The organism is Nocardia sp. NPDC003345 (assembly GCF_053589395.1).
On record NZ_JBSFRU010000339.1, the window covers coordinates 1 to 6,754 of the forward strand.

The window sequence follows — 6,754 nt, forward strand, 5'->3', positions numbered from 1 at the left end:
CCACTTGACCCCCAGTCAAGTGGTCGCAGGTTCAAATCCTGTCAGCCCGACAATCAGAAAACCCCTCCTGACCAGCTCAGGAGGGGTTTTCTTTATCATCCAACCACCCGGAGAGCGGGACCAGAACGGGACCGCAGGTGCTCGGAGAGCTTGTCCCCGGCTCCGGTGATCTCTTGCTGATCTTGACTGGCACGACCGCGTCATTCCTATGCGTGCCATCCCGCATTACACCGGTCGCGATCCGCCCCGACGCGGGCCACAGAAGAGCCGACCGGAGAACTTGCAGGATCAAGGTCGTGGGGCCGGGCTGCCCGTGACCCGGTTCCGATCATGAGCACGGAGCGGCGGCAAGACCTCAGGGGAGGATCGCCTCGGCTTCCACCTCGACGAGTACGTCGGGTTCGAAGAGATAATCGACACCGATGGCGGAGAGGGGTGGCAGCGGGTGAGGCAGGCCCAGTTCTTCCCTCACCCGATCGATGCCCTCGACGAACGCGGAGTACTTGTCCGGACTCCAGCCGGTGACGTAGAAGCGCAGGCGGACGACGTCGGCGAAGGTGGCACCCGCGCCGGCCAGACCGCGGGCGGTGTTGCGCAGGGAGTGCGCTACCTGGCCGGCGAGGTCGCCGGTGGCGACGGGGTTTCCGGCGGCGTCGCGGGCGATCTGGCCGGCGACGTGGACTTGGCGGGTGCCGGTGGCGATCGAAACATGGTGGTACGGAACGGGGGTGAACATGCCCTCGGGGGTGAGGTACTGCACGGTCATCGTGGATGCCTTCCTGCGCGGTGTAGGTATCCGATGTCTACCTGGTACTCGATGGACACTTCAACGAGACTAGGTGTCATGCAGGAAACCGCTCCCCCGTCCGGTCCGCAGCTGTCCGCGCGGCATCGCGAACTTCTCGATCAGGTGCTCGACAAATGGTCGATCCAGGTTCTGGAGGCGTTGTGTGAGAGGCCGTTGCGGTTCAACGAACTTCGCCGGGCGATACCGGTGGTCACGCAGAAATCGCTGACGACGGCGCTGCGGCGGCTGGAACGCAATGGGATGGTCGATCGGATCGTCACCGATACCCGGCCGGTCGCCGTCGAGTACCGCATCACCGGTATCGGGAAATCCCTGCAGGATCTGATCGATGCCCTGCTGGGCTGGACGGCGGTGGCGCTGCCGGAGGTGGAACTCGCGCGCGGCCGATACGACGAGGAAACGGCGCGGCGTTCCTAGATCCAGCCCTTCTCCCGGGCCTTGAGGGCCGCTTCGTAGCGGTTGGCGACACCGAGTTTGGCCATGGCCGCGGACAGATAGTTGCGGGTGGTGCCGGGTGAGAGGTGGGCGCGGCGGGCGATATCGTCGACCGACGAGCCGTCGAGGGCGTATTCGAGCACGTCGGCCTCGCGGGCGGTGAGTACCGTATCGCCGGCGCTGATGGCCTCCGCGGCCAGTTCCGGATCGACGTAGCGGCCGCCGGCGTGGACGGTGCGGATCACCTCGGCCAGAGTGGCGGCCGAGGTGGTTTTGGGGAGGAATCCACGGACGCCGGTGGCCAGCGCCCGTTTGAGGTAGCCGGGGCGGCCGTGGCTGGTGACGATCAGGGTCGCGGCATCGGGGGTGGCCCGCAGGAGCTGCGCGGCGGTGTCGATACCGTCGATACCGGGTAGCTGCAGGTCGATAACGGCTACCGCGGCCGGTTCGCCGCTGTCGTGGCGGGCACGCCATGCCGTCACGAGTTCCTCGCCGGAACCCATATGGGCGACGACCGCGAGGTCGGGCTCGAGGTCGAGCATGGTCGCGAGGGCGGCGCGGATGAGGGTCTCGTCGTCCGCGAGGAAGACGGGTATCACTGTTCTCCCCAATGTATTTCCAGTAGGAACTCGGACTCGGTGGCGGCGGCTTCGAGGGTCGCGCCGACGGTCGCGAGCCGTTCGGCGAGGCCACGCAACCCGGACCGCTCCCCCATCGGACGGTGCGGGTTGTCATTGCGCAGTGACATTCCCGCGTGCCCGAGGGCGAGGGTGGCGATCGTGGCGGCGGAATGTTCGACGATATTCGTGGTGCCCTCACGGACCACCCAGGCCGCGACCTCGTGGAACCGGGCGGGAACCGCGGCGGCATCGCCTTCGACGAGCATCCGGCAGCCCGCGGCCGACAGCAGTGAGCGCGCGCCGGCCACCTCGCCCAACAGGTCGATACCGCGATAGCCGCGGACCAGTTCTCGCATCTGCCCCATCGACTCGACGGCGAGGGTGCGCACCTCGTCCATCTCGGTGGCGGCGCGGCCGGACTCGCCGGCGCGCGACAGGGCGGTGGCGAGTTCGCTCTTCACGGCGATTGCGGAGAAGCCACGTCCCACGACATCGTGCAGGTCGCGGGCGAACCGCAGTCGTTCCTGCGCCACCCGCAACTCGGCTTCGACCAGTTTCGTGCGCTCGAGTTCGTCGACGATACGCAGCCCCCACACGGTGACCAGGGCGGTCGCGATCGCCAGGAGACCGCCCACGAAAACGATCGCGCCGATGCCCAGGACCATCGCCGGGGAGGTCCCGAAGGCGAGGCCTGCGCAGACGGCCGTGCCCAGCAGAATCCACCACCTGCCGGGCGCGAAGGACACCACGGCGAAGGTGGCCAGCAGGACCGCGAGGACGCCGACCACCGCCGCCTGCCGCACCACCGCGTCGTCGGTGGCGGTGCGGGCCGTGACGGTGGCGGCCAGCGCCACCGCCGCCAGGGTGAGCGTGGCCGCGGGCAGTACCCACCGCCGGGTCACCAGGGCCTTCGACCCACCGAGTTCGGGGCGCGTTTCGATCGCCGCCACCGCGGCCGCGATCGCGGCCACGATAGCGAGCGAGGGCCAGAGCGAGCGCGCGGCGAAAGCCATGACCACGCCCATCGCGATGAGGGATACCTGCAGGGTGACCCGGGTGTAGAGGCGGAACTTGGCCGCCCCCGGCAATTCGTGCCACCACGAGGTCCAGCGTGTCACCCGCGGTCGTCCCAGCGGAAGCTCGTGCGAGTCAGCGCGAACGCCAGGACGGTCCATATCGCCAGTGTCGCAAACGGGCGGCCGAGTTCGGAGAACGTGGCGGCGAAACCCAGCGCGGGTTCGGCGGCACCGCCCGGGACGGTGCCGGCGATTCCGAGCGAGATCAGATCGGAGACGGCGGCGAACGGCGTCCACCCGGCGATATCGGCCAAGCGGTCGGGCAGGGCCGCGCGGATGGAGGCGAGACCGAGCATGGCGACGGTCATCACCGGCAGTGACGTGATCTGCGCGGCCTCGGCGTTCTTGGTGACGGTACTGGTGGCCAGCGCGAGCAGCGAGAACAGGATGATCCCGCCGACCAGGGCGAGCAGTATCGCGACGAGATTCACGGGAGCGGGCACCCCCGCCCCGTATACGACGGCGGCGACCACCGCGGCGCAGGCGAGGGTAACCACGGCGCCGGGGACCGCGGGTGCGGTGAGAATCTGCCAGTCGGCGGATTCTCCGGTGCGCAGGCGTTTCAGCACGCCCTCGCCGCGGCGCGTCGTGACCATCGAGAGCACCGAGTAGTACTGCACGAAAAGCAGGGCGACCACGGCGAGGAGTTCGAAGGCCATTGCTGCCGTCGCCCGGGTCGGCGTCTCGCTGCGGGCGGCGATGAAGAACATGGCGACCGGGATTCCGATGGGGAATATCGTCGCCATGTAGATAAGCGTTTTGTTCCGCCGGAACTGCAGGTATTCCGCCTTCGCGAGCGCGGTGAGCGGGCGGCGGCGGAACCGCGGGGTGGCTGTCGCGAGGGAGTTCATCGGGGTGCTCCGATCAGGTGGTGGGTGGTCGCCGCGGTTTCGGGCCGACCGGTATCGGTGCCGTTGGCGATATCGAGGAATACCGATTCCAGGGATGCGGCGCGGGCCTCCAGCCCGCCGAGCCGCAGGCCGTGCTCGCGCGCCCATCCGAGCACCTCGAACAGGTGTCCCTGCAGGTCGTGAGTGGTAACAGTGACGCGGGTCCCGGCATCCACCCGGGCGTCGCGCAGTTGCGGCAGGGGCAGGCCGGGATGGTCGAAGACGATTCGCGCCGGATGCCCGTCGACGATCTCGCGCAGCGTGCCCGCCCGGGCGATCCGCCCCTTGTGCATGATCACGATCCGGTCGGCCAGCGCCTCGGCTTCGTCCAGGTAGTGCGTGGTGAGCACCATCGTGACCCCGGTGGATTTCAGATCGGCGAGCAGTCGCCAGGTCCGGCGGCGGCTCTCCGGGTCCAGGCCGGTCGTCGGCTCGTCGAGGAACAGCAACCGGGGCCGCCCGAGCAGTGCGCAGGCCATATCGACGCGGCGCTGCTCGCCGCCCGACAGCGATCCGATCCGGACCGCCGCCCGATCGGTCAACCCCACCTGTGTGAGGACCGAATCGGTGGTCGCCGGTGCGCTGCAGGTCCCACGCCACATGTCGAGCGTTTCGCGGACGGTCAGCTCGGCGGGTAACCCCCCGGACTGCAGCATGATGCCGATCTGCGGGCGGACCTCGGCACGGTGACGCAGCGGGTCGAGGCCGAAGACCTCCACCGAACCGGCAGTGGGAGCCGCCAGGCCCTCCAGCAGGTCGAGGGTGGAGGTCTTACCGGCGCCGTTGGTGCCCAGCAGGGCGAACACCTCCCCCTCGCACACCTGGAAGTCGACTCCGCCGACCGCCTCGAAGGCGCTGTCGCCGCGTCCGTATACCCGGCGCAGCCCGCGGGCGGTGATGACATCGGCGGGCCGGGATGTCTTCGGCAGTGGCGGGCGGATCTCGGGTGAATATCGCGCAGTGTTCATGGCTTCCAGCCTCGCCGCGACGACCCGGGTCCAGTAGTGAGCGCAGTCAGCGGATCCGATGGGTTGTGCACGGTCCGGCGATGACATTTGTCATCGCGACGCGTGAGAAAGCGGTGGCCCCGCCCGACGGGTCGGGCGGGGCCACCGGGCGGACCGGAGTCCGCGGTGCCGGATCAGGACAGGTCGTAGCGATCGTTGTTCATGACCTTGACCCAGGCCGCCACGAAATCGTCGACGAACCGGCCTCCGGCGTCGCGCTGGGCATAGACCTCGGCGACCGCACGCAACACCGAATGGGAGCCGAACACCAGATCGTTGGCGGTGGCCGACCACTTCACCGCGCCCGATTTCCGGTCCCGGCCCTCGTAGACGTTCTCCGCCGACTCCGACGCCTTCCACTCCGTACCCTGGTCGAGCAGGTTGACGAAGAAGTCGGTGGTCAGGGCGCCGGGCCGGTCGGTGAACACACCGTGGGCGGTGCCGCCGTAGTTGGCGCCGAGCGCACGCAGACCGCCGACCAGCACCGTCAGCTCCGGTGCGGTCACATCGAGCATGTAAGCCCGATCGAGCAGCAGCCGCTCCAGCGGTGCCTTCTCACCCGGCCGCGTGTAGTTGCGGAAACCGTCGGCCCGCGGTTCGAGCACCGCGAAGGATTCCACATCGGTGTCGTCCTGGGTGGCGTCGGTGCGCCCGGGTGCGAACGGCACGGTGACCTCGTGCCCCGCGTCGGCGGCGGCCTTCTCCACGGCCGCCGAGCCGGCGAGCACGATGAGATCGGCCAACGAGACCTTTTTGCCGCCGGCCGCGGAGGCGTTGAAATCCTGCTGGATCCGTTCGAGCACCGGCAGCACCGTCGCCAGTTCCGCCGGTTCGTTGATCTCCCAGTTCTTCTGGGGCTCGAGCCGGATACGCGCGCCGTTGGCGCCGCCCCGCTTATCGGTGCTGCGGAAGCTCGCGGCGGACGCCCACGCGGTCTTGACCAGCTGGGCGATCGACAGGCCGGAGTCGAGGACGGTGTGCTTCAGGGCCGCGACGTCCTGGTCGTCGATCAGCGCGTGATCCGCGGCCGGCACCGGGTCCTGCCACAGCTGGGGTTCGGGCACCCACGGGCCCAGATACCGGCTGATCGGACCCATATCGCGATGCAGCAGTTTGTACCAGGCCTTGGCGAAGGCTTCGGAAAGTTCCTCCGGGTGGTCCAGCCAGCGGCGGGTGATCTCCCGGTAGACCGGGTCTTCTCGCAGCGCCAGGTCCGTGGTGAGCATGGTGGGCGTCCGGGCGGGCCCGTCGAAGGGATCCGGGATGGTCCCGGCACCGGCACCGTCCTTCGGTTTCCACTGCCACGCGCCGGCGGGGCTCTTGGTGAGTTCCCACTCGTAGCCGTAGAGGTTCTGCAGGAAACCGTTGCCCCACTTGGTCGGTGTGGAGGTCCACACGACCTCCAGACCGCTGGTGATGGCGTCGCCGGCCTTACCGCTGCCGTGCGCGCTCTTCCAGCCGAGCCCCTGCTGTTCGATCGGGGCGGCCTCGGGTTCCGCGCCGACCAGGTCCGGATCGCCGGCGCCGTGGGTTTTACCGAAACTGTGGCCGCCGACGATGAGGGCGGCGGTCTCTTCGTCGTTCATCGCCATCCGGCCGAAGGTCTCCCGGATGTCCCGGGCCGCGGCCACCGGATCCGGTTGTCCGTTGGGGCCTTCCGGGTTCACATAGATCAGGCCCATCTGCACCGCGCCGAGCGGACCGGACAGTTCGCGGTCACCGCTGTAGCGCTCATCGCCGAGCCAGGTGTCCTCCGGACCCCAGTAAACCTCTTCGGCCTCCCAGATATCGGGGCGGCCGAACCCGAAGCCGAAGGTCTGGAAACCCATGGATTCCAGCGCCACATTGCCCGCGAACACCAGCAGATCGGCCCAGGAGATCGCGTTGCCGTACTTCTGTTTGACCGGCCACAGCAGGC

General features: G+C 68.7%; 7 protein-coding genes. 1 reads left to right on the forward strand and 6 read right to left on the reverse strand.

The genetic code is table 11. The annotated features are described in order from the left end of the window. Positions 1 to 355: 355 nt before the first annotated feature. Positions 356 to 766, reverse strand: a complete 411-nt coding sequence (locus ACWDU1_RS27140; protein ID WP_450002736.1) for a RidA family protein — start codon at positions 764 to 766, stop codon at positions 356 to 358. 78 nt (positions 767 to 844) lie between these two features. Between ACWDU1_RS27140 and ACWDU1_RS27145 the strand changes: the two genes are divergently transcribed. Further along, entirely contained in the window at positions 845 to 1,225 is a 381-nt protein-coding gene (locus ACWDU1_RS27145; protein WP_450002737.1) for a winged helix-turn-helix transcriptional regulator, read from the forward strand. On the opposite strand, the gene ACWDU1_RS27150 is transcribed toward ACWDU1_RS27145, so the two are convergent. From ACWDU1_RS27150 to katG, 5 genes are all read right to left on the reverse strand, one after another. Beyond that, entirely contained in the window at positions 1,222 to 1,842 is a 621-nt protein-coding gene (locus tag ACWDU1_RS27150) for a response regulator transcription factor (protein WP_450002738.1), read from the reverse strand. The two genes, ACWDU1_RS27145 and ACWDU1_RS27150, sit on opposite strands and share 4 nt — an antisense overlap. Then, entirely contained in the window at positions 1,839 to 2,981 is a 1,143-nt protein-coding gene (locus ACWDU1_RS27155) for a sensor histidine kinase (RefSeq protein ID WP_450002740.1), read from the reverse strand. The genes ACWDU1_RS27150 and ACWDU1_RS27155 overlap by 4 nt, the downstream gene beginning before the upstream one ends. Continuing rightward, the gene (locus tag ACWDU1_RS27160; RefSeq protein ID WP_450002742.1) at positions 2,978 to 3,790 is read right to left on the reverse strand and encodes an ABC transporter permease; all 813 of its coding nucleotides are present in this window, start codon (positions 3,788 to 3,790) and stop codon (positions 2,978 to 2,980) included. Before ACWDU1_RS27160 ends, ACWDU1_RS27155 begins: the two co-directional genes overlap by 4 nt. Next, positions 3,787 to 4,797, reverse strand: a complete 1,011-nt coding sequence (locus tag ACWDU1_RS27165; RefSeq protein ID WP_450002743.1) for an ABC transporter ATP-binding protein — start codon at positions 4,795 to 4,797, stop codon at positions 3,787 to 3,789. Before ACWDU1_RS27165 ends, ACWDU1_RS27160 begins: the two co-directional genes overlap by 4 nt. A 173-nt stretch (positions 4,798 to 4,970) precedes the next feature. Continuing rightward, positions 4,971 to 6,754 (reverse strand): catalase/peroxidase HPI (gene katG, locus ACWDU1_RS27170; RefSeq protein ID WP_450002745.1); only part of this gene is annotated, 1,784 nt, incomplete at its 5' end.